This window comes from Actinomyces culturomici (genome assembly GCF_900499005.1).
Classification (GTDB): domain Bacteria; phylum Actinomycetota; class Actinomycetes; order Actinomycetales; family Actinomycetaceae; genus Pauljensenia; species Pauljensenia culturomici.
On record NZ_LS991316.1, the window covers coordinates 109716 to 131890 of the forward strand.

Here is a 22175-nt window from a genome sequence, read left to right on the forward strand (position 1 = left end):
AGTCGCACCGCAGTCCCACCCGAGTACGCCGCACCGATCCGAAGGAGGCGCATCCACGCGTGTCCCGCACCTTCCACTCCCTGAGCATCCACAACTTCCGGCTGTGGTTCTTCGGCAACATCATCGCCTCGACCGGGATGTGGATGCAGCGCGTCGCCCAGGACTGGCTCGTCCTCACCGTCCTCACGAACCACTCGGGCACGCAGATCGGCGTCGTCACAGCCCTCCAGTTCCTCCCGATCCTCCTCATGTCGGCCTGGGCCGGCGTCCTCGCCGATCGCCTCGACCGCCGCAAGCTCCTCCAGTGCACCCAGCTGACGAACGCCCTCCTCGGCCTCGTCCTCGGCGTCCTCGTCCTCACGGGGACCGCCGCCCTCTGGCACGTCTACCTCCTCGCCCTCATCGGCGGCGTCGCCTCCGCCATCGACTCGCCCGCGCGCCAGGCCTTCGTTTCCGAGCTCGTCCCCGCCGACTCCCTCCCCAACGCCGTCGGCCTCAACTCGACGGCCTTCAACACCGCGCGCCTCATCGGACCCGCGGTCTCCGGCCTCCTCATCGAGGCCGTCGGGATCGGATGGGTCTTCGTTCTCAACGCGCTCCTCTTCCTCGCGCCGGTCACCGCTCTCGCGATCATGCGCGCCGAGGAACTCGTCCCCCGGCGCATCGTCCCTCGCTCGCCCGGCCAGATCCGAGAGGGCGTCGCCTACGTCAAGGCCCGCCCCGACATCATCCTCATCCTCTGCGTCGTCGCGATCGTCTCCGCACTCGGCATGAACTTCCAGATGACGAGCGCCCTCATGGCGACCGAGGTCTTCCACAAGCAGGCCGGCGAGTACGGCATCCTCGGCTCCTTCATGGCCGTCGGCGCCCTCACCGGCTCCCTCATCGCAGCCCGCCGCCGCGTTCCGCGCCTCCGACTCATCGTCGCCGGCGCCGGGATGTACGGGCTCCTCGAGATCCTCCTCGGCCTCGCCCCCTCCTACGAGGCATTCGCGCTCCTCTCGATCCCCACCGGCCTCGCGATGCTCACGATGATCACCTCGGCGAACGCCACCATCCAGATCACCACCGACGAGCGCATGCGGGGGCGCGTCATGGCGCTCTACTCGATGATCTTCATGGGATCGACCCCGATCGGCTCGCCGATCATCGGATGGGTCGGCGAATCCTTCGGCGCCCGCTGGTCGATCCTCGTCGGCGGCATCGCGTCGCTCCTCATCGCCGTCGCGGCCGGGCTCTGGGCGATGGTCCACTGGGACTACAAGGTCCGATTCCACGTCTCCGCTCACCCGGTGGAACTCGAGGGCCCGCTCGAGCGCGCCCGCATCGAGCAGCGCCTCGCCGAGGGCGAGCGCCGCGCCCAGACCGCCGACTGACGTCTTCCCCCGCCTATGGGCCCTCGCGCTCGTCCCTGCGCGCTTGTTCACCGGGCGTGGTTCTTGCGCGCTTGTTCACCGCGGCGCTCGATCAGCAGACCCGGATCGCCGTTTCGGCGTGGTTGGCGGGTGGCGAGGGGCGTTGAGTGTGCGATCCAGGTAGTGGCATTGCTGGATTCGGTTTCCCGAATGACCTGGATCGCCGTCTCGGCGTGGTTGGCGGGTGGGGTGGGGTGTCGAGTGTGCGTTCTAGGTGGTTCGGTGCCCGGAACCGGTGGCCTGCGTGACCTGGATCGCCGTTTCGGCGTGGTTGGCGGGTGGGGTGGGGTGTCGAGTGTGCGTTCTAGGTGGTTCCGTGCCCGGATTCGGTGGCTTGCGTGACCTGGATCGCCGTTTCGGCGTGCTCGAATGGCCGTCCGTCGTGGCGTTTGGCGGGTTTCGTCCTGTTTGGCGGGTTTCGTGGTGTTCGGCGGCGAAATCTCGGTGCACTATCGCCGCCAAACACCCGGAAAGCCGCCAAACGCGTGTTGAGGGGGTGCGAAGACGGAAACCGTGCGACCACGGTCGGGGTAGGTGAGTGTTGCGTCCCGGGTTTGATGGAGGCAGTGATGACAGGAAGGATCACTGCGCATGGGACAGAGGAGGTACCCGCTGGAGCTTCGTGAGCGGGCGACGAGGATGACGCTGGAGGCGCTGGCCGACCCGGCCAGGGCTAAGGGGGGCGGTCAAGAGGATCGCCGACGAGCTGGGGGTCCATCCGGAGGCTTTGCGTACGTGGGTGCGGCAGGCCGAGGTGGACCAGGGCACCCGCCCCGGCACCACCACGGGGGAGGCCGAGAGGATCAAGGAGCTGGAGAAGGAGGTCCGCGAGCTTCGGCGGGCCAACGCGATCCTGAAGAGCGCCTCAGCTTTTTTCGCGGCGGAGCTCGACCGCCCATCCCGATGATCTGCCGCTACGTGGAGTCCAAGAAGGACGAGTTCGGGGCCCGTGCCGATCTGCAAGACGCTGCCTAGCGCCGGCATCACGATCGCCCCATCCACCGTCTACGCGGCCAGGACCCGCCCGCCCTCACCACGCGCCAGGCGCGACGAGGTCCTCAAGGACGAGATCCGTGCCGTGCATGCTGAGAACTACTCGGCGTTCGGGGCCCGCAAGATGCACGTCATGCTGAACCGGCCCGTGGTCGCTGAGCGCCACGGGCAGGGGCACGTGGCCCGCTGCACGATCGAGCGCCTCATGCGCTGCCTGGGGCTGCGGGGTATCCGGCGGGCCAAGGACGCCCCACACGACGCGCTCTGCGCCGCGTGAGCAGTGCCCCGCGGACCTCGTGGACCGCCACTTCTCGGCCTTGCGCCCCAATGAGCTGTGGGTCGCCGACATCACCTACGTCCGAACGTTCTCGGGGTGGGTGTGTCGCATTCGTCACCGACGTAAACTCGCGTCGGATCGTGGGCTGGCAGACCTCCACCAGCCTTTACACCGACCTGGCGCTGGGCGCCCTGAACATGGGCGTGTGGCAGCGCCGCAGGGACGGTGCCGACCTGGCCGGCCTCGTCCACCACTCGGATCGTGGGGTGCAGTACCGCTCCGTCCGCTACGGGCAGGCCCTTGAGGACTGCCAGGCGGTGGCCTCGGTGGGGTCCAAGGGCGACTCCTACGACAACGCTCTCGCCGAGGCGCTGAACTCGTTGTACAAGGCCGAGCTCATCCGCAACAAGGGCCCCTGGACGTCCATCGACGACGTCGAGGTCGCCACTGCCGAGTGGGTCCACTGGTACAACACCGTGCGACCTCACTCCGCGATCGGGATGCTCACCCCCGTCGAACATGAGCTCGCCTACCACGCCCGAACCGGGGCCGAGATCGAAGACCTCGATACCGCTGACCGGCCCCTTACCGAGACCACCACAACCAGATAAACGAGCCTCCACAAAACCCAGGGCTTGACAGAGAGAGCCTGTTCAATGGTTTGTGTAAGCCCTCTTGGAGGGACTGACAATGATGACCATGACGGATGAGAAGACTGCTTCTGGTGGTGCGGGTCGTGAGGCGATCTGGCGGTCGGGGTAGGCGGCCGGCCTCGGTGCGCGAACGGTTGTATCCGTTCAATAGGCGCGCCTCCGTCGGACAAGCGCGCTGGGATTCAGCAAGTGCGCAGGGGCTCAGCAAGTGCGCAGGGGCTCAGCAAGTGCGAGCCCTCAACAAACGCGGGGCTCGAACGAGCGCGCGAGCGCGCGAAGGGCGTGAACAAGCGCGCAAGGACTCAGCCGACGGGGACCTTACTGATCTCCGACCCGTCGGACGCCTCGGCCCCGTCCTCGTCGATGAATGAGCGCGCGGCGGTCGCCGCCCCCGAGGGGGAGGCTTGGGCGAGTCCGGCGTCCGCGGCCTCCTCGGCGGCGATCTGCTCGAGGGCGCTCTGGTGGGAGAGCGGCGTCTCCTTGTAGAGGAGGCCGACGCTGGCGGCGAGGAGGAACACCGGGACCATCATGAGGAAGATCGGGGAGAGCGCCTCGGCGTACGAAGCCGTGATCGCCGTGCGCAGGACCTCGGGGAGCTGGGCGACGACCGCCGGCGTGAGCGAGGAGGTCGACCCGGAGCCGGACCCCGAGAGCTGGCCGAGGGCCTGGAGGACCGACGGATCCTTCGAGGTTGCGAGGGCCGTCAGCTTCTCCGTCAGGTGATCGGCGAGGTTGTTCGAGAAGGCGACGCCGATGAGGGACGCGCCGAGGGAGACGGCGACCTCGCGGAAGAAGTTGTTGCCGGAGGTGGCCGTGCCGAGATCGCGGGCGTCGACGTCGTTCTGGACGAGCGTCATGAGGAGCTGGAAGAACAGGCCGATGCCGGCGCCGAGGACGAAGACGGCGAGCGAGATCTCCCAAACGGCGGTCTCGACGTCGAAGGTCGACATCCACAGGAGGGCGGCGGCCGCGACGAGCGGGCCCACGATCGGGTAGAGGCGGTAGCGGCCGGTGCGCGTGACGAGGACGCCGGAGCCGATGCCCGCGCCGAGCATGCCGAGCGTCATCGGGACGAGGAGCAGTCCGGACTCGGTCGCCGAGTAGCCGTAGCTCATCTGAAGATAGGTCGGCAGGTAGAGGTTCGCGCCGACCATGCCGCCCATCGCGAGCATGCCCTGAACGGTCGTGAGGATGAAGGTCCGGTTGAGCATGACGGGGACCGGGAGCATCGGCTCGGAGGCGCGCGACTCGACGAGGGGGAGGAGGCCCCAGGAGATGAGCGCGCCCGCGATCATGACGATGACCCACGGGCTCGACCAGTCGAGCTCGTTCCCGCCGAAGGTCGCGACGAGGACGATGAGGACGGCGCCGAGGTTCATGAGCGCGAGTCCGAGCCAGTCGATCCGGGACTTCAACGAGTGGGTGGGGAGCTTGAGGATCGCCCACACGGCGATCCATGCGGCGACGCCGAGGGGGAGGTTCACCCAGAAGACCCAGTGCCAGGAGACGGAGTCGGTGAGCCAGCCGCCGATGATCGGCCCGAGGATCGAGGCGATGCCGAACATCGCGCCCATCGGGGCCATGTAGGTGCCGCGCAGGCGCGGCGGGATGAGGTCGCCGGTGATCGCCTGCGAGGAGATCATGAGGCCGCCGCCGCCGAAGCCCTGGAGGGCGCGGTAGGCGATGAGTTCACCCATCGAGGAGGCCGTGCCGCAGAGGGCCGACCCGATGAGGAAGAGGGCGATCGCGACGAGGAAGAGATTCTTCCGCCCGACGAGGTCGCCGATCTTCCCGTAGATCGGCATGGTGACGGTGATCGCGAGCGTGTAGGCGGTGATGATCCACGCCATGTGGCTCGCGCCGCCGAGGTCGCCGACGATGGTCGGCAGGGCCGTCCCGACGATCGTCTGGTCTATCGCGGAGAGGAACATGACGACGAGGAGGGAGGCGTAGACCGCCCAGAATCGGCGGTCGGGGTGGAAGGCCGCGGTGGTCGAGGGATCGTTCGGGGTCTCCTCGACTCGGGCGCGCGCCGCTCGGATCGCGTCGGCGGGCGCGGTGTTCTCGGCGGACGCGGGGGCGGCGGCGTCGGCCGTGGTGGAGGTCGCGTTCATGCGGACTCCTTTCTTCAGTGCTGCGTTTCGGATCGCGGGTCGGCGGGCGCCGCGTCGGGGCGCGCCGCGAGGACCTCGCGGAGGCTGCTGATGATGATCGAGATTCCCTCGGCGACCGAGTAGGGGGCGTCGGGCTCCTCGGTGGGGGAAGGCGGCGCTTCCGCGGAGTCGTGCGCCGCGGATTCATCGACGAGGTCGGGGCCGGCGGGTCCGCTCGAGGGGAGTGATCCGCCCGCGCGCTCGTTCGCCGCCGCGCCCTCGCTCGACGGGCCGTCCGCGGCTTCGCACGCCCGGTGCGAGGCGCCGGCCCACAGGTCGATGGCGGCCTTCTGAATCCCCTGGGCGAGGCCGTAGGCGGCGATGACCCGCGGGTCGTCGATCGGGGCGTTGAAGCGGCGCGCGAGCGCCGAGCGAATCGCGTCGGCGTATTCGCGCAGTCGGGCCTGGAGGGCGGTCGTGAGCTCGGGGGTCTCGCGGAGGAGGCGCCGGAAGAGGCGGAAGTCCTCGGCGTCCTCGCGGCGGCGGGGCTCCGAGGCCTTCATCAACTCGCCGAGGTCGTCGAGGAGGTCGCCCGTCGAGGCGGCGAAGGCCTCGACGGCGTCCGCGGGGGGAACCGTCGGTCCGAGGAGGACGAGGTCGGCCTTCGCGGGGAAGTAGTTGAAGACCGTGCGCCGGGAGACTCCGGCATCGGCCGCGACCTCGTCGATCGTCATCGCGTCGTAGCCGCGCTCGGCGGCGAGGCGCATCGCGCTCGAGTGGATGAGGGCGCGGGTGCGCTCGGCCTTCTCGGCGCGCAGATCGTGGCGCGGGCCGGGGCGGTCGGCGGACCCGGATGCGCTCGCGGCCGGGTCGGCGGATTTCGGATCATCGATTGACACGTCGATAAGTATGCACTCGGTGCAAAGATGCACCAAGTGCAAGAAGTGTGGGGTGCGGCACCCGCGCTTGTTCGCCGCGCTTGTTCGCACGGACGTGCATGCGCGGTTGCCCGGCTCAGCGTGCGAGGGTTGCCCGGCTCAGCGTGCGAGGGGTGCCCGGCTCAACGCGCGAGGGATGCCGGTGAACAAGCGCGCAAGAGGCGGTGGCCGCGCGTCCTCCCGGACGCGCGGCCACCGCCGCGAAGGGGAGGGTCCTCAGAGCGCCCGCTCGAGGATCCAGTCGAAGCACGCGAGGAGCGCCTCGACGTCCTCGGTCGGGGTCGACGGCCAGGTCGCGATCCGCAGCTGGTTCCCGCCGACTCCGCGGTAGGGGTCGATGTCGACGACGCCCTGGGTGCGCAGGCCCGCCGAGAGGGCCCTCGCATCGACCGCCTCGTCGAACTCGATCGTCACGACGACGGGGGAGCGCCACTGCGGCTCGGACACGAAGGCGCGCGCGACCGAGGACGAGTCCGCCCAGGCGTAGAGGAGGTCCGAAGCGGCGCGCGAGCGCGCCTCCATCCCGGCGAGGCCCCCGTTCTCGAGCATCCACGCGACCTGGCGCTCGAGCATGATGAGCGTCGCGATCGCCGGGGTGTTGAGCGTCTGGTCCTTCAGCGAGTTCTTCACCGCGACCGACAGGTCGAGGAAGGTCGGCATCCACCGGTCGGTCGCCGAGTGAAGCTCCTCGGCGCGCGCCATCGCGGCGGGCGAGAGGAGCGCGACCCAGAATCCGCCGTCGGAGGCGAAGGCCTTCTGCGGCGAGAAGTAGTAGGCGTCGGTCTGTGCGACGTCCACGCCGACGGCGCCCGCGATCGAAGTCGCGTCGACGAGCGTGAGAGCGTCCTCGCCGCCGATGCGGGTCACGGGGCTCACCGCCCCCGTCGAGGTCTCGTGATGCGGGTGCGCGAAGACGTCGGGGGCGAGTCCGTCCTCGGACGTCTCGTCCCCGCTCAGTCGGGACACCGTCCCGGCCTCGCCGACGACGCGGATCGCGGCGTCGAGGTGGGGCGCCTTGTCGACCTCGGTCGCGAACTTCGCGCCGAATTCGCCGAATGTCGCGAAGGCCGCGCGCTCGCGGACGAGCGAGGTCGCCGCCACGTCCCAGAAGGCCGACGCGCCGCCGTTGCCGAGGATGACCTCGTACCCCTCGGGAAGGGAGAAGAGCTCGCGAAGCCCCGCCCGGATCGATCCGACGACGGCCTTCACCGGCGGCTTGCGGTGGGAGGTGCCCATGAGAAGGGGCTGGGAGAGGACCTCGATCTGCTCGGGGCGGATGCGCGAGGGGCCGGATCCGAAGCGGCCGTCGGCGGGGAGGAGTTCGGCGGGAACGGGCGGGTAGGTCTCCATGGGGACAAGGTAGCCCCTCGCCTACGTCCGCCCGAGGGGCTTCCGACCCGCGGCCGTCCGGCCGATCGACGAGGTCGGGGCGGTGAACAGGCGCGCAGGGGAAGGAGAAGGTCCTGCGCGCTCGTCGACCGGGGCCCGTCGAGCGCGCGGCCCCGGCCTCGTGAGTTCGAGATGCGGGCGGACGTCGCGGTCGCCGTGAGAAACGCCGGGGCAGCCCATATCCTTGGGGAGGTTCCATCGGGCAGCGGGGAAGGAGCGTCGACGTGGGAGACCTCATCGACACGACCGAGATGTACCTCAAGACCATCTTCGAGATGGAGGAGGACGGCGTCACCCCTCTGCGCGCCCGCATCGTCGAGCGCCTCGATCACTCGGGCCCCACCGTCTCGCAGACGGTCGCGAGGATGGAGCGCGACGGGCTCCTTCACGTCCTCGGCGATCGTCGCCTCGAGCTCACCTCGCGCGGCCGCAGGCAGGCGTTCGAGGTCGTCCGCAAGCATCGTCTCGCCGAACGGCTCCTCATCGACGTCATCGGGCTCGACTGGGAGCGCGCGCACGACGAGGCGTGTCGCTGGGAGCACGTGATGTCGGATCAGGTGGAGGTGAGGCTCGTCTCCCTCCTCGGGGACCCGGCGACCGACCCCTACGGCAATCCGATCCCCGGGGCCGGACCCGTGCGCCCCGCCGAGTCCGTCGAGCTCGCCGTCCGCTCCCGCGCCGACCGTCCGCTCGTGATCGTGAGGATCGGGGAGCCCCTCCAGGCCGACGACGCGATCATCGCGGCCTTCGCCGCGGCGAACCTGCGCCCGGGGTCCTCCGTCGTTCTCGAGGACGAGGGCGATCGCGTCCGCATTCGACCGGTTGGGAAGAACGGCGAGGTCGAAGAGGGTTTCCGCATTCCGCTGGCGCTCGCGCCGCACCTCTTCGTCGAGGCCGAATAGGTCCTCCCGTCCTCGCTCGCCCGTCCGGATCGTGAACCGAACCTGTGAGTTCGTCCTCGATCGTTACCTTCGCGTGACATTCGGGGTCGCCGCGGTCTACAGTGTCACTCGGCCGACGAGGCCGACCGCACTTCATCGACCGAAGCCGAACCGTGAAGCGCGTGGACACCCAGGTTCGGCACGGGGGAACCGAATACGGCCGCAAGGCCTTGGGGTGAAGCCTGGGAGACCAGGCCGGGCTCTCCTGCCCGAATCCGACAGCTGACCTCGAAGGTTTCACAAGGAGAAACAACAACACGTGACTACCGTCAAGCCCGCGCCGCGCCACCGACTGGCGCGTCGTCCGCTCAAGCCGATCGCCGATCTGGCGGACACGATCACCTCGCTGAGCCCGGTCCGCCCCGCGGCCATCGCGTCGGTCACCGGTCTCGCCCTCACCGCCGTCGTCGGCGGCGCCGCGAACGCCGCGACTGCCGGATCCCAGAGTGGTGAGCCCGCCGCGGCTCCGACCACCACCACCGCCCCCCAGTCCTCCGCGACGACCGTCGTCGTCCCGGACATCGCGTGGAGCACCGACGAGGTCACGGCCTCCGCCGAGGCCCCCGTCGTCGAAGAGCCCGTCGTCGAGGAGACCACGGCCGCGAACCGCTCGGAGACCCGCGCGGACGTCACCTCGTCCGACTCCTCCGCCTCGGCCTCGGCGGACACGAGTTCGACCGCCTCGACCGCCGCCGCGTACAACGCCGCCGGCTCGTCGATCGTCGCCGCGGCTCTCGCGCTCACCGGCATCCCCTACGTCTACGCGGGCGCCTCGTACGCCGGCCTCGACTGCTCGGGCCTCACGATGCTCGCCTACCAGGCCGCCGGTATCTCCCTTCCGCACTCCTCGTCGGCTCAGGCGGCCGGCGGCACCGTCGTTTCCGCCTCCGAGGCCCAGCCGGGCGACATCGTCGCCTACCCGGGTCACGTCGCCATCTACATCGGCGGCGGCCAGATGGTCGAGGCGACTGTCCCCGGAGCCCTCTCGCAGGTCTCCTCCGTGCGCGCGGGCGGATACTTCGTCCGCTACTGAGCTGCGCGAACTCTTCGGAAGTCGGCCGGGTCGATGACCCGGCCGACTTTCTCGTTCTCCTCGTCTTCCACTCCCCGAATCGCGTCGGATGAGGCACAATGAGCATGACACACATCACGAGGAGGCCATCATGGGTTCCACCGAAGTCATTCTCGTCGGAGTCGACGGCTCAACGGAGAGCCTCGCCGCCGTCAAATGGGCAGCGGATCGCGCAATCCGAACCGGGGGCCGCGTCCACGTCCTGTGCACCTACGCCCTCGCCTCGTACTCGGCGGCCGCCCTCGATGGGGGCTACGCCGTCCTCGACGACGAGGCCCTCAAGCGCGGCGCCCAGCAGGTCGTCGACGAGGCCGTCGAGATCGCGAAGAAGCGCGGAGCCGAGCGCGTCTCGGCCTCGATCGAACCGGGCGATCCGGCGGGCGTGCTCGTCGAGATGTCCCGCGAGGTCGATCTCGTCGTCGTCGGCTCGCGCGGGGGCGGCTCCTTCGCCGACCGCCTGCTCGGCACGGTGTCCTCGGCCCTGCCGGCCCACGCGAAGTGCCCGGTCGTCGTCGTCCCGCGCCACACCTCCGGCAAGAAGTTCATGCCGATCGAGCGCATCGTCGTCGGCGTCGACGGCTCGGACGTCCCGTCCTCGGCCCTGCGCCGCTCGATCGACGAGGCCGCGACGTGGAGCGCCCGCCTCACCGCCGTGTCCGCCGTCCCGATCGCGACGGGCACCTCGATGATGACGTGGGCGCCGACGGGCGTCGACCACTCGAGCCTGCTGAAGGACGTCCGCAAGGGCATGGGCATCGCGATCGATCAGGCGCTCGACGGGCGCGAGATGGAGATCGCCCGCCACGCGCTCGACGGGTCGCCCGCCTCGCTCCTCATCGAGTTCTCCACCGCCGTGGACCTCGTCGTCGTCGGCACGAGGGCGCGCGGCGGTCTCGCCGGCGTCCTCCTCGGATCGACGTCGCAGACGGTCCTCAGCCACTCGACGTGCCCGGTGATGATCGTGCCGTCCGATCACCTCGGCAAGGCCGTTCCGGCCGAGGCACCGACGTGGGAGCGCCGGTGAGCACGGCCCCTCTGAGGACGTGACCTCTCGCCCTCGTCGCCCGCCCACGATCGCCCGATCGGGGGCGGGCGAATTGTTAGAACGTCGGACCCCGGCCGGATTAGCGGGAAGGAGCTTCGAGCTCCGTGAAGCGGGGCGCGTCCGCCTCCTCGCCGCATTCGAGCGCGGTTGACGGCGTCCCCGGTGTCACTCGATCCATCAACAGACAAGGAACATCAAGGACGATGACAAGTCAGGAAGGCCCTTCGGGGCGCGCGTCAGCCAAGACCGGCATCGAGACGACCGGTATTGAGATCATCAGCGACGAGGAACGCACGGCGAAGCCGCACAACCTGTTCCTCCCGTGGTTCGCGTCGAACATCTCCGTGTTCGGTATGAGTTACGGCGCATGGGTCCTCGGCTTCGGAATCTCGTTCGTCCAGGCGCTCATCGTCACGCTGATCGGCGTCGTCGTCTCCTTCATCATCTGCGGCGTGATCGCCCTCGGCGGCAAGCGCGGCTCGGTCCCGACCATGGTCATGTCGCGCGCGGCCTTCGGCGTCAACGGCGCGAAGGTTCCCGGAATCTTCTCCTGGCTCACCTCGATCGGCTGGGAGACCTCCCTGGCCATCACCGCCGTTCTCGCGACCTCGACGGTGTTCGTGCGCCTGGGATGGTCCACTGAGGAGGGGTCGACGGTCAAGATCGTCGCGGCGATCGTCGTCGCGGCGCTCATCGTTCTGGGCGCCGTCGCTGGCTACCACATCATCATGAAGATGCAGGCGGTCCTCACCTGGCTCACCGGCATCACGACGATCATCTACGTCTTCCTCGTCGTCCCGCACATCGACTGGGCGGCCCTCATGTCCATTCCCTCCGGCTCCCTCGCCGCGACGATCGGCGCCGCGACCATGGTCATGACGGGCATGGGTCTCGGATGGGTGAACATCGCGGCCGACTGGGCGCGCTACCAGTCCCGCGACGCGGACGGCAAGTCGATCGTCTTCTGGAACACCTTCGGCGGCTCACTGGGGCCGGTCGTCCTCATCTCCTTCGGCCTCATGCTGGCCGGCTCCGACGCGGACCTGTCGGATGCGATCGGCGGAGACCCGGTCGGCGCGCTGGCGAACCTCCTGCCCACGTGGTTCCTCATCCCCTTCCTCCTGACGGCGATCCTGTCGCTCCTGTCCGGCGCGATCAACGGCATCTACTCGTCGGGCTTGACCCTTCTGACCCTGGGCATCGACATCCCGCGTCCGCTGGCCTCCCTCATCGATGGCGTCATCCTCACCGCGGGCACGATCTTCGTCGTCTTCTTCTCCCCGGACTTCATCGGACCGTTCCAGTCCTTCCTCATCACCCTGGGCGTGCCGTTGGCGGCATGGGCGGGCATCATGATGGCCGACATCACCCTGCGCAAGCGCGACTACGACGAAAGGTCCCTCTTCGACGCCTCCGGCATCTACGGCTCCGTCAACTGGGGCGCGCTGGCGATCATGGCGCTCTCCTGCGTGATCGGCTGGGGCTTCGTCATCAACGGCTTCGCCGAGGCCGCGGCCTGGAACAACTGGCAGGGCTACCTGCTGTGGATGCTCGGCGGCAAGGAGGGCCCGTGGGCCTACGGCAACATCGGCGTCATCCTCGCGCTGATCATCGGCTTCATCGCCTACTTCTTCATGTCGCGCGCCAAGGTCCGCCGGCAGGAGTCCGCCAATGCCTGAGCCGTCCGAAGCAGTGTCGTCGGAGCGGGAGGACGCCCTGGACTACTGCTGCCAGAACGATCCCGCGGCCGCGGACGCGATCCGTCAGGCGGCTCGGCTCATCGCCTCGCGAAGCGGAGCGGACCGCCACGACGCCCTCGTCGTCCTCGGCTCGGGCCTGCGCGACGCCCTCGACCGCATCGGGTCGATCGACGCGCGCATCCCGCTCTCCGAGCTTCCCGGGGTTCCGGTCCCGGCGGTCGAGGGGCACGGCGCGGAGCTCCTCTCGATGCGAGTGGCAGTGCCCTCCGGAGGCGAGGCGCGCGTCCTCGTCGCGACGGGCAGAGTGCATCTCTACGAGGGCTACACGCCCTCGCAGGTGTGCCGGCTCGTGCGGATCTGCGCGATGACCGGAATCCGCGCGGCGTTCCTCACGAACGCCGGCGGATGTCTGCGGGACTGGAAGCTCGGGGAGCTCATGGCGATCGAGGACCACTTCAACTTCTCGGGGGCATCGCCCTTCGAGGGGCCGGTCTTCACGGACATCTGGAGCATCTGGTCGGCGCGCTTCAACTCGCTGCTCAACGGCATCGTCGACCGCACGGGCACCTACGCCCTGTTGCGCGGCCCGGAGTTCCAGACGGCCGCAGAATCGCGCATGCTCGCCGCGAACGGCGTCGACAACGTCGGAATGAGCACGATCCTCGAGGCGATCGCCCTGCATCAGCTCGGAGTCGAAGTGGCGGGGCTCTCCGTCGTCTCCGACTTGAGCTTCGATCCTGCACCCACAGAGCACGAGGACGTTCTGCGCGCGATGGCCGTGGCGACTCCGAAGGTCGAAGCCGCGATCACCACTTGCCTCTCGGCCATCTAGGAGCGACTGAGGCGCCGGCATGGAGCCGGCCGGCAGATCGTGAAGCGACAAGAGGCTGGTAGAGTGGGCCCGCTCGGCAACGCCGAGCGGGCCCTCGTAGCTCAGGGGATAGAGCACCGCTCTCCTAAAGCGGGTGTCGGACGTTCGAATCGTCTCGGGGGCACATCCGGGCGGGCGTCGCGCAGCGGCGCCCGTTCGTCGTGCCGAGTACCCGTTCGGCGTTCCCACGCGGATTCTGCGTGCGTTGGAGCGCGTTGTTCTTTCGCGACCGCTCACGTCTTGTGCTCCTCGTGCGCCTGTTGGCGCGCAGACGCGGGCGGATAAGGCTCGAGATCGCTCGTCGGACCGAGATGCTGTCGCCGGTCGGCCGCCCTTTCAACCTGGATCGCACACTCGGCGCCCTTTGGTGCGGGCGAACTGCGCCGAGACGGCGATCCGGGTTGTGCGAGGGGCTGAATCCGCCGGCGGCGGTACCTGGATCGCACACTCGGCGGTGCTCTTCGTCGGTCGACTGCGCCGAGACGGCGATCCGGGTTGTGCGAGGGGCTGAATCCGCCGGTGGTGGTACCTGGATCGCACACTCGGCGGTGCTCTTCGTCGGTCGACTGCGCCGAGACGGCGATCCGGGTTGTGCGAGGGGCTGAATCCGCCGGTGGTGGTACCTGGATCGCACACTCCGCGGTGCTCTTCGTCGGTCGACTGCGCCGAGACGGCGATCCAGGTGGTGACCGTGATCGGCACCCGCGTCGGTGCCCCATCAGCTCCGACACGGAGGTCCTTCGTGGTCGTCTGGATCGACTTCGGGTGCAGCGCGTCCGAGAACGCCCAGGCGCCCGCCCCGATGCGGCCCTCGAGGGAACGGACGTCCGCGCGCTTGTCGACCGACGAGGTCGGGGCGGTGCGCCGGACGCGGGGGAGTGAAGAGACGGTGGACTTCACCATGCGCGCTTGTTCGCCGACCGATGGGCGCCCGGCCCCGGCCTCGTGAACGAGCGCGCAACGGCCCCGCGGTGAACGAGCGCGCAACGCCCCCGCGGTGAACGAGCGCGGAAGACGCGGATCACGGCGGAGCCTCCCGAGGAGGCGGGCTCGCGCCCGTTACCGTGGGAGGGTGGCCAATGGTTTCTTCTCACGTCTTCCCCGCGGCGCCGCCGCGCCCCAGACGACTCCCCCCGCCGCGGGCGCGTCCTCCGAGCATCTCGGGGCCGCGCTCGCCGCGTGGCAGGACGACCTCCTGCGCCTCACGCGCATCGACGGCGAGGACGCCCCGCGCCTCACGATGAACCAGCCGCACCCCGGCGGCCTCGCGCAGCTCTACACGGATCATCCGACGCGCCTCTCACTGCTCATCCGCGAGCCGAACTCGCATCAGCGCGCGATCGAGCGCGCGCGCACGATCATCGCGACCTCGAACGAGCTCGCCGCGCGCCACGGCGTCGGGCTCGTCCACATGTCCATCGGCCACGCCCGCTGGTTCGAGGCGGGCGAGGCGGTCGCCTCCGCCGCGCTCCTGCGGCCCGCGCGCCTCACCGACAACGGCGGCGACATCACCGTCACCCTGCTCCCCGGGTACGCGCTCGATCCGATCCTCGCCTCCGCCCTCGCCGATCGGGGCGTCGAGGTCGACGCCGAGGAGCTCGTCGCCCAGGCGACGTCGATTCACGGGTTCTCGTCCTCGCGCGCCCTCGCCGATCTGCGCCGGGTCGGCGCGGCGCTCGACCGCTTCGAACTGCGCGACGAGCTCGTCCTCGGAATCTTCGAGCACCCGGCGTCCGGGCTCCTGCGCGAGTTCTCCCACTCCGAGCACCTCCTCGGCTCGCCCGTCGTCCGGGCGCTCGCCGGCGACGGGGCCGCCCGCGCCGAGACCCTCACGCCCCTGCCCGCCGGCGACCCGACCGATCGCGACCCGTGGAAGGAGCGCGGCGCCGGCGACCTCACGCCCCGACAGCTCGACGTCGTCGAGGCGGCGGCCTCCGGCCGGTCCTTCCTCGTCGACGTCCCGCACGGCGCGGACGACACCGCCCTCGTCGGCGCGATCCTCGCGGACGCCGCCGCCTCCGGGCGCCAGACGCTCCACATCGGCGGCTCGCCCTCGCGGACGACGCGCGCCGAGGACCGCCTGCGCGAACTCGGCCTCATGGAGGCGGCGACGCGCATCGACGGGACGACGACCTCCGGCGAGGAGCTCCGCGCCCTTCTGCGGACGGCGATGACGGACACCTCCGCGGTCGCGGACGCGCGCGAGGTCGACGATATGCGCACGCGCCTGCGCGACGTGCGGGCGAGGCTCTCCTCGTACACCGGCTCCCTCCACCGGCCGTTCCGCGCCTTCGGCGTGAGCGCCTTCAACGCGCTCCAGGTCCTCACCGATCTCACGAGCGCCCACCCGAGCCCCGCGACCCGCGTCCGACTGCGCGAGGAGGTGCTCCTCGCCGTCGCACAGGACCAGGGCGTGCGCGCCCGAGACCTCCTCCACGAGGCCTCCGACCTCGGGATCTTCTCGAGGGCCACGGCGCACGCCGCGTGGAAGGGCGTCGTCATCGGCTCCGAGGAGCAGGTCCCCGACGTCCTGACGCGCGTTCACCGACTCGCGAGCGAGTCCCTCCCGCAGCTGCGCGTCCGTATGGGCGCGGTCGCCGGCGAAACCGGCATCGCGCCGGCCACGACGCTCGAGGAGTGGGCCGAGCAGCTCGACATGTTCGAGGGCGTCCGCGACGTCCTCGACATCTTCCAGCCCCACGTGTTCGAGCAGTCCGCCGCCGACATGGTGATCGCCACCGCCCCCAAGCAGTGGCGCGCCGCCCACGGCATCACGATGAAGCGCTCGGAGCGCGTGCGCCTCGTCAAGCGCGCCCAGGACTTCGTCCGCCCTGGTACGCACGTCGCCGACCTCCACGCCGAGCTCCTCAAAGTTCAGGACCGTCGAGAGGCCTGGCGCGCCCGCACGAACGACGACGGCTGGCCGACCCTCCCGCAGCGCCTCGACGACTCCGCCGCCCTTACACGGTCGATCCGCGAGGACCTCGAGGCCCTCGAGCCGGTCTTCTCGACCTCCCACCGGGATTTCGCGCGCATGCGCGTCGCCGAACTCGGCGCCCTCTTCGACTCGCTCGACGCGGATCCGGACGGCGCCCGCGAGCTTCCCAAGCGCGTCGGCGTCCTCAAGGAGCTCGGCGAGATCGGCCTCGCGCCGCTGGCGAACGACCTGCGCGACCGCCACGTCGGTCCCGACCTCATCGACGCGGAACTCGACCTCTCGTGGTGGGCGTCGATCCTCGGGCTCATGCTCGCGAGCGAGCCGGAGCTCGGCGGCTTCGACCCCGCCCACCTCGAGGAGACGCTCGCGCTCGGCCGAGCCCTCGACCTCGAGCAGGTGCAGTCCCTCGCCCCGCAGTCGCTCGGCCAGCTTCGTCGTCTTCGCCTCCAGGCGATGGCGACGCGGCCCGACCAGCAGGCGAAGCTCGCCGAACTCGTCGACAAATCGACGTCCGCGATCGAGCTCTTCACCGCGGTGCCGCTCGTCCGACACCTCGTGCCCGTCGTGTTCACGGTGCCGACGCTCGTCCCCGCGCTCGTCAAGCCCGGCCATCACGTCGACCTCCTCGTCCTCGACGACGTCGACGACCTCCCGATCGCCGAGCTCGTCCCGATCGTCGCTCGCGCCCGCCAGGTCGTCGTCCTCGCCGATCTGTCCGGCGCCGCCGAGGGCGGGGCCGCGACCGCCCTCGCGACCGTGCTCCCGACGACGCGGATGGCCGTCGCCCCGACGCGCCTCAACGATCAGGTGGCGCTGCTCCTCGCCCGCCACGGCGTCGACCACACGGGCGTCCCCGTCCCGTGGACCGCGGCCGCCGCGCCGATCACCGCGGTGTGGTGCGTCGGTTCGGGAATGCCGGCCCCCGGCGCGCACGCCGTCGAGTCGACCTTCGACGAGGTCGAGGCCGTCGTCGACCTCGTCGTCGCCCACGCGGTCGAGCAGCCCGAGCGCTCGCTCGGCGTCATCGCCCTCAATGCCCGCCACGCCGAGCGGATCCGCCAGGCGCTCGCGCGCACCCGCGCCGAGGAGCCGGGCCTCGCGGACTTCTTCGATGCGAACTCGGCGCAGCCCTTCGTCGTCGTCGACCCCTCGGAGGCGCGCGGGTTCAGCCGCGACCGGATCATCCTCACGGTCGGCTACGCGAAGACGCCGCACGGTCGCGTCATCCACGACTTCGGGGAGTTCTCCACCCCGAAGGGTGCGCCCGTTATGGCCGACGTCCTGCGCGCGGTGCGCGGCGACCTCACGCTCGTCTCCTCGCTCCGCTCGGACGAGGTCGACCGCTCGCGCCTGTCGACCGAGGGCGCCCACATGCTCCTCGACCTCCTCGAGATCGGCGAGGGCCAGTCCGGCCTCGGCCACGGCGGCTGGCCGGTCCTCGAGGCCGAGCCCGACCGCCTCCTCGTCGACCTCGCCGACCGCCTCTACGGCATGGGCCTCGAGGTCGTCCCCAACATCGGCATTCCCGGCGGCATGCGCATCCCGCTTGCCATCGGCCACCCCGAGGTCCCCGGCCGCCTCCTCGTCGCGGTCCTCACCGACGACGACGCCTACGTCGCCGAGCCGTCCCTCCGCGTTCGCGACCGGATGCGCCCCGCGATGCTCGAGGCTCAGGGCTGGAAGGTCCACACCGCCCTCTCGATGGCCGTTTTCATCGACCCGGCCAAGGAGGCGGAGACGATCGTCCAGCTCGTCCTCGACGCCGTCGACGAGGTGAACGGCCCCGCGACCCCTGTCGTCGACGTCCCCGAGGTCGTCGAGCTCGAGCCCGAGACCGAGACGATCATCGAGGGCGACACCGCGCTCGACGATCTCGTCGCCTCGACCTCCGAGGCGCGCGAGCGCGCCGACGACCTTCACACCGGCATGCTCGACGTGGTCGTCGCGACCGAACCCGTCGCCGAACGGGGCCCGCGCCCGGCGATCGCCCCCGGCCTGCCGCTCGCCGCCTACTCCGACGACCAGCTCGACGAGATGGCCCACTGGGTCCGCTCCGACGGCGTCGCCCGCACCCGCGAGGAGACCGCCGACGAGCTCCGCGCCGCCCTCGGCATCACGCGCCGCGGGTTCCAGTCCGACGCGGTGCTCGGCAACGTCGTCCGCCGCACCGAGCCCGCCGCTCCGATCGACGAGGCCGGGGCCGGCGAATCCGATTCGGCGGAGTGACCGTGACGTCCTCGTCGAGTGGGACCGACGCCGCCGGGGAGCCGCGGGAGCAGGGGGACGATTCTCGCGCGCTTGTTGACGCGACGGGCGCCTCGTCGGAGCGTGTGGCCGAGCGGCCGGGAGCCGCGGTCGATCGGCCCGCTCGGAAGAAGCGCCGGCGCGTCGCGACCTACGTGTCGGACGTCGATCGTCGCCTCATCGAGCACGGGGTCGCACCCTCGTGGGAGGACCGCGTCACCGACGGGGATCGGCGGCCGGGGTCGATGCGCGACTCCTCGGACCGCGGGGACGGCGCGAACGATCGGCGCTTGTTGGAGAACGTGCCCCCGCACGCCCAGGCCCGCGCCTGAGCTCCTCGCGCGCTCCTTGAGCGCGGCGCCGTCTTGCGCGCTTGTTCAGCGTTCCTTCTTGCGGGCTCGTTCACGGAGCCGCAGCCGGGTGCCGAGGCGTCGGTGAACAAGCGCGCGTGGTGAGCGCGCCGCCCCATCCGTTGGGCCGAGTCCGCTTGCCGCCCCGCCCTCGTCGATGAACGAGCGCGCGAGAACCGCGTCCACACAGCGCAGAGGCGAGCACTCCCGTCCACAGGCTTACGGGCCGGTGCGTGCGCGGCATCGCGGCGCGCGCTCGAATGGGCGCATGACCCACCTCGACCGCTGGCCGCTCATCCGCTGGATCCTCATCGTCACCGCGATTCTCGCCGCGGTCGCCGCGCTCACCCTCGCTGTTCTGCCCGATCGCGGGCGGGCGCGCGTCCTCGTCCTCGCCGCCGACGTCGCCCGCGGGCAGGAACTCGGGCCGGCCGCCGTGCGCGCGATCGACGTCCCCGAGGCGGCGCGCCCGAGAGATGCTCTCCCCGTCGACGCACCCCTTCCGAAGCGCTGGCCGGGCGAGCCCGCGAAGGCAGGAACGGTCCTCTCGGAGTCGACGCTCGCAGGATCCGCGCTCGGACGCGCCCTTGAACCGGGGAAGAGCGTCGTTTCCATCGTGTTGGATGGGACACAAGTCCCACCCCTAGAACCGGGAGATTCTGCGGATTTGTGGGGATTCCCGGAGAACTGCGACGTAAACGGCTGCAGCGCGATCTTGTTGAGTTCTCAAGCGCGAATATCCTCGATATCAGTGAGCGACGGTCCCGCATGGGAGACGTCGCCTGCCGCGAGGATCGACCTCATCGTCGACGCCGCGGATACCGAAGAGGTCCTGGGTCACGCCGGGACCGGCACACTCAGCCTCGCGATGACCTCATCCCGAATCGATTAGCGAGGCTCTCTCAACACAGGAGACTTCATCATGATCCAGGGCTTCAAGGAGTTCATTGCCAAGGGCAACGCTCTCGACCTCGCCGTCGCCGTCATCATCGGCGCCGCCTTCACCCCCATCGTCGAGGCCATCACCAACGTCATCATGGGCATCATCGGCGCCCTCGTCGGCCAGCCGAACTTCGACTCGGTCCTCGCCTTCTCGATCAACGGCTCCGACCCGATCCAGCCCGGCACGATCCTCACCGCGATCGTCAACTTCCTCCTCGTCGCCATCGCCGTCTACTTCGCGATCGTCGTTCCGATGAACAAGCTCAAGGAGCGCACCGCCAAGGAGGAGACCGCTGAAGAGGCCGCCGCCGAGCCGACCGAGGACGTCAAGCTCCTCTCGGAGATCCGCGATCTCCTCGCCAAGCAGAACAACTGATCCGGTTCCGGACTTCTCAGTCCGGTCGAGGGTTCGAAGGGCCCCGCGCAGCACTGCGCGGGGCCCCTTTTCGCGTCCGCATCGACGAGGGCGCGGCGGTGCATCCAGCGGGTCGGCGGCGAGCCGAGGTCGATGGGGCGCAGTGCTTTCCACGCCGAGTGCGGGCCGAGCTGGTGCTCGGCGGAGATCCCCCGATCGAGCAAGGTGAGGCTCTCGGCGGAGAGATTGGGGCCCTGCTCGAACAAGCACGCTTGTTCACCGATCGATCGGCGCCCGGCCCCGGCCTCGTGAAGCCGGGTCGCCTTCCCAACACGCGTTTGGCGGCTTTCCTGGTGTTTGGCGGCGCAATACGGGGCGATTTTCGCCGCCAAACGCTAAAGAACCCGCCAAACGCTGAGATACCCGCCAGACGTCGTTGAGTCCAACGAACGCCGAGGGGAGGTGCAACCCGGATCGCACACTCGGCGGGTCTTGTCGTCCGGGGGACGCGCCGAGTGTGCGTTCTGGGGCGGGGACATCCCCTCGATCGAGCAAGGTGATGCTCTCGGCGTAGAGGTTGGGGCTCTTTTGAACAAGCGCGGGTGTGCGTGGTCTGACCGGCGCTCGGCCCCGGCCTCGTGAATCCGGGTCGCTTTCCCAACACGCGTTTGGCGGCTTTCCTGGTGTTTGGTGGCGCAATACGGGGCGATTTTCGCCGCCAAACGCTGGAAAACCCGCCAAACGTTGAGTTGCCGCCGAACATGGAGTTGGGCGCACATGCCGTCGCGCCTAACGTTTGCCGAGCGGCGTAGGACCCGCCGAGCGGCGTAGGACCCGCCGAGCGGCGTAGGACCCGCCGAGCGGCGTAGGACCCGCCGAGCGGCGTAGGACCCGCCGAGCGGCGTAGGACCCGTCGAGGAGCGGAGGACCCGTCGAGGAGCGGAGGACCCGTCGAGGAGCGGAGGACCCGTCGAGGAGCGTAGGACCCGTCGAGGAGCGTAGGACCCGTCGAGGAGCGGGAGTTCGGATCAGCGATTGGCGCCGAGGAGCCGGAATCCTCCGGGCGAGACGACCGCGTCGACCGGGCGGTCGTGGGGGAGGCGCGGGAGCGGACGGTCGCTCCACTCGTCGTCGAAGATCGCGGCGACGATCGGGACGCCCGGGCGCGCATGAACGAGCGCGCGGTCGTACCAGCCGCCGCCCTGGCCGACGCGCGTGCCCGCGGCGTCGACGGCGAGCGCGGCGATGAGGACGACGTCGGCGTCGGCGAGGGCCTCGGGCCCGAGGACGTGCTTCGCCCGGCGGTGAGGCCCTTCCTCCGCGGGCGACTCGTCGGACCGATCCGAGGTCTCCGCTTCGAGCGTCCACGCGGGACCGCTGAGCGGGCGTCCGTCGCGATCGACGAGGGCGGGAAGCAGGCGTCGTGGCGAGTCGGAGAGGACGAGCCGGATGTCCGGTTCGAGCGGTGTCGGCAGGAAGAGGGCCGGAAGGTAGGGGAGTGGCGCATCGGTTGCGGAGTCGCGCCCGATGCCGAGTGCCGCGAGGAGGTCGAACCAGTGCCTGCGGAGGTCCTCGGCCTCCGCGGTCTGCGAGACGCTCCGCGCCGTCGAGTGAGTGTCGGGTGAGCCGGTGAACGGGCGGACGGGAGCTCCGGTCGCGTCGAGGCTCGCCGAGCTCGTATCGGTGAACGAGCGCGCAGGGCCGGAGGCGTCGGAATCGGTGAACGAGCGCGCGAGGGGACGATCACCGGGGTCGCTCAACAAGCCCGGCTCGCTCAACAAGCCCGGCTCGCTCAACAAGCCCGGCTCGCTCAACAAGCCCGGCTCGCTCAACGAGCGCGGTCCGGTCGACGAGTGCGCGAGGGGGAACTCCGCCTCGGCCGCGCGGCGTGCTCGCCTGCGGGCGCGTGCCAGCGCCCGGATTCGCGCCTTCTCATCGTCGCGCACGTCGAATCCCGTC

14 protein-coding genes, 1 tRNA gene, 1 pseudogene and 1 riboswitch are annotated in these 22175 nt (G+C 70.1%); of the genes and pseudogenes, 12 read left to right on the top strand and 4 right to left on the bottom strand.

What is annotated here, in order from left to right:
* Positions 1-59: 59 nt before the first annotated feature.
* Together DY157_RS00470 and DY157_RS00475 are read left to right on the top strand one after the other, a co-directional pair.
* A complete protein-coding gene (locus tag DY157_RS00470) occupies positions 60-1376 on the top strand; it encodes an MFS transporter (RefSeq protein ID WP_115726688.1) in 1317 nt (438 codons plus the stop codon).
* Positions 1377-2006: 630 nt separating this feature from the next.
* Positions 2007-3296 (top strand): annotated as a pseudogene (locus DY157_RS00475) (IS3 family transposase).
* A 344-nt stretch (positions 3297-3640) separates the two neighbouring features.
* Here DY157_RS00475 and DY157_RS00480 read toward each other — a convergent pair.
* The 3 genes from DY157_RS00480 to serC form a co-directional block, all read right to left on the bottom strand.
* A complete protein-coding gene (locus DY157_RS00480) occupies positions 3641-5452 on the bottom strand; it encodes an MDR family MFS transporter (protein WP_115726689.1) in 1812 nt (603 codons plus the stop codon).
* A 14-nt stretch (positions 5453-5466) separates the two neighbouring features.
* A complete protein-coding gene (locus DY157_RS00485) occupies positions 5467-6330 on the bottom strand; it encodes a TetR/AcrR family transcriptional regulator (RefSeq protein WP_115726690.1) in 864 nt (287 codons plus the stop codon).
* A 255-nt stretch (positions 6331-6585) separates the two neighbouring features.
* Entirely contained in the window at positions 6586-7719 is a 1134-nt protein-coding gene (serC, locus tag DY157_RS00490; RefSeq protein ID WP_115726691.1) for a phosphoserine transaminase, read from the bottom strand.
* 263 nt (positions 7720-7982) lie between these two features.
* On the opposite strand from serC, the gene DY157_RS00495 reads away from it, so the two are divergent.
* The 10 genes from DY157_RS00495 (at position 7983) to mscL (ending at position 20237) form a co-directional block, all read left to right on the top strand.
* Positions 7983-8660 carry a metal-dependent transcriptional regulator gene (locus DY157_RS00495; protein WP_115726692.1) on the top strand — a complete coding sequence of 226 codons (678 nt, stop codon included), beginning with the start codon at positions 7983-7985 and terminating at the stop codon, positions 8658-8660.
* A gap of 129 nt (positions 8661-8789) precedes the next feature.
* Positions 8790-8951: riboswitch (cyclic di-AMP (ydaO/yuaA leader) on the top strand.
* 7 nt (positions 8952-8958) lie between these two features.
* Positions 8959-9732 carry a C40 family peptidase gene (locus tag DY157_RS00500; protein WP_115726693.1) on the top strand — a complete coding sequence of 258 codons (774 nt, stop codon included), beginning with the start codon at positions 8959-8961 and terminating at the stop codon, positions 9730-9732.
* Positions 9733-9862: 130 nt separating this feature from the next.
* Positions 9863-10795, top strand: coding sequence for a universal stress protein (locus tag DY157_RS00505; RefSeq protein WP_115726694.1), 933 nt, complete (start codon positions 9863-9865; stop codon positions 10793-10795).
* 224 nt (positions 10796-11019) lie between these two features.
* Entirely contained in the window at positions 11020-12495 is a 1476-nt protein-coding gene (locus DY157_RS00510; protein WP_115726695.1) for a purine-cytosine permease family protein, read from the top strand.
* Positions 12488-13348, top strand: a complete 861-nt coding sequence (locus tag DY157_RS00515) for a purine-nucleoside phosphorylase (protein ID WP_115726696.1) — start codon at positions 12488-12490, stop codon at positions 13346-13348. Before DY157_RS00510 ends, DY157_RS00515 begins: the two co-directional genes overlap by 8 nt.
* 90 nt (positions 13349-13438) lie before the next feature.
* A tRNA-Arg gene (locus tag DY157_RS00520) sits at positions 13439-13511 on the top strand.
* Positions 13512-14459: 948 nt separating this feature from the next.
* Positions 14460-18551, top strand: coding sequence for a prevent-host-death family protein (locus tag DY157_RS00530; protein ID WP_115726698.1), 4092 nt, complete (start codon positions 14460-14462; stop codon positions 18549-18551).
* A gap of 104 nt (positions 18552-18655) precedes the next feature.
* Complete coding sequence (locus DY157_RS00535; RefSeq protein WP_115727852.1) at positions 18656-18901, top strand: toxin; 246 nt, start codon at positions 18656-18658, stop codon at positions 18899-18901.
* Positions 18902-19187: 286 nt separating this feature from the next.
* Positions 19188-19811: a CpaB family protein gene (locus DY157_RS00540; protein WP_115726699.1), complete on the top strand. Its 624-nt coding sequence runs from the start codon at positions 19188-19190 to the stop codon at positions 19809-19811.
* A 30-nt stretch (positions 19812-19841) separates the two neighbouring features.
* Positions 19842-20237, top strand: a complete 396-nt coding sequence (gene mscL, locus DY157_RS00545) for a large conductance mechanosensitive channel protein MscL (RefSeq protein WP_115726700.1) — start codon at positions 19842-19844, stop codon at positions 20235-20237.
* A gap of 1007 nt (positions 20238-21244) precedes the next feature.
* Here mscL and DY157_RS11625 read toward each other — a convergent pair.
* Complete coding sequence (locus tag DY157_RS11625; protein ID WP_235827022.1) at positions 21245-22162, bottom strand: 5-formyltetrahydrofolate cyclo-ligase; 918 nt, start codon at positions 22160-22162, stop codon at positions 21245-21247.
* Between the last annotated feature and the right edge of the window lie 13 nt (positions 22163-22175).

Coding starts and splice junctions, on each gene's coding strand:
- DY157_RS00480 (WP_115726689.1), bottom strand. CDS start 5,452: ATGAACGCGACCTCCACCACGGCCGACGCCGCCGCCCCCGCGTCCGCC.
- serC (WP_115726691.1), bottom strand. CDS start 7,719: ATGGAGACCTACCCGCCCGTTCCCGCCGAACTCCTCCCCGCCGACGGC.
- DY157_RS00505 (WP_115726694.1), top strand. CDS start 9,863: ATGGGTTCCACCGAAGTCATTCTCGTCGGAGTCGACGGCTCAACGGAG.
- DY157_RS00510 (WP_115726695.1), top strand. CDS start 11,020: ATGACAAGTCAGGAAGGCCCTTCGGGGCGCGCGTCAGCCAAGACCGGC.
- DY157_RS00515 (WP_115726696.1), top strand. CDS start 12,488: ATGCCTGAGCCGTCCGAAGCAGTGTCGTCGGAGCGGGAGGACGCCCTG.
- DY157_RS00540 (WP_115726699.1), top strand. CDS start 19,188: ATGACCCACCTCGACCGCTGGCCGCTCATCCGCTGGATCCTCATCGTC.
- mscL (WP_115726700.1), top strand. CDS start 19,842: ATGATCCAGGGCTTCAAGGAGTTCATTGCCAAGGGCAACGCTCTCGAC.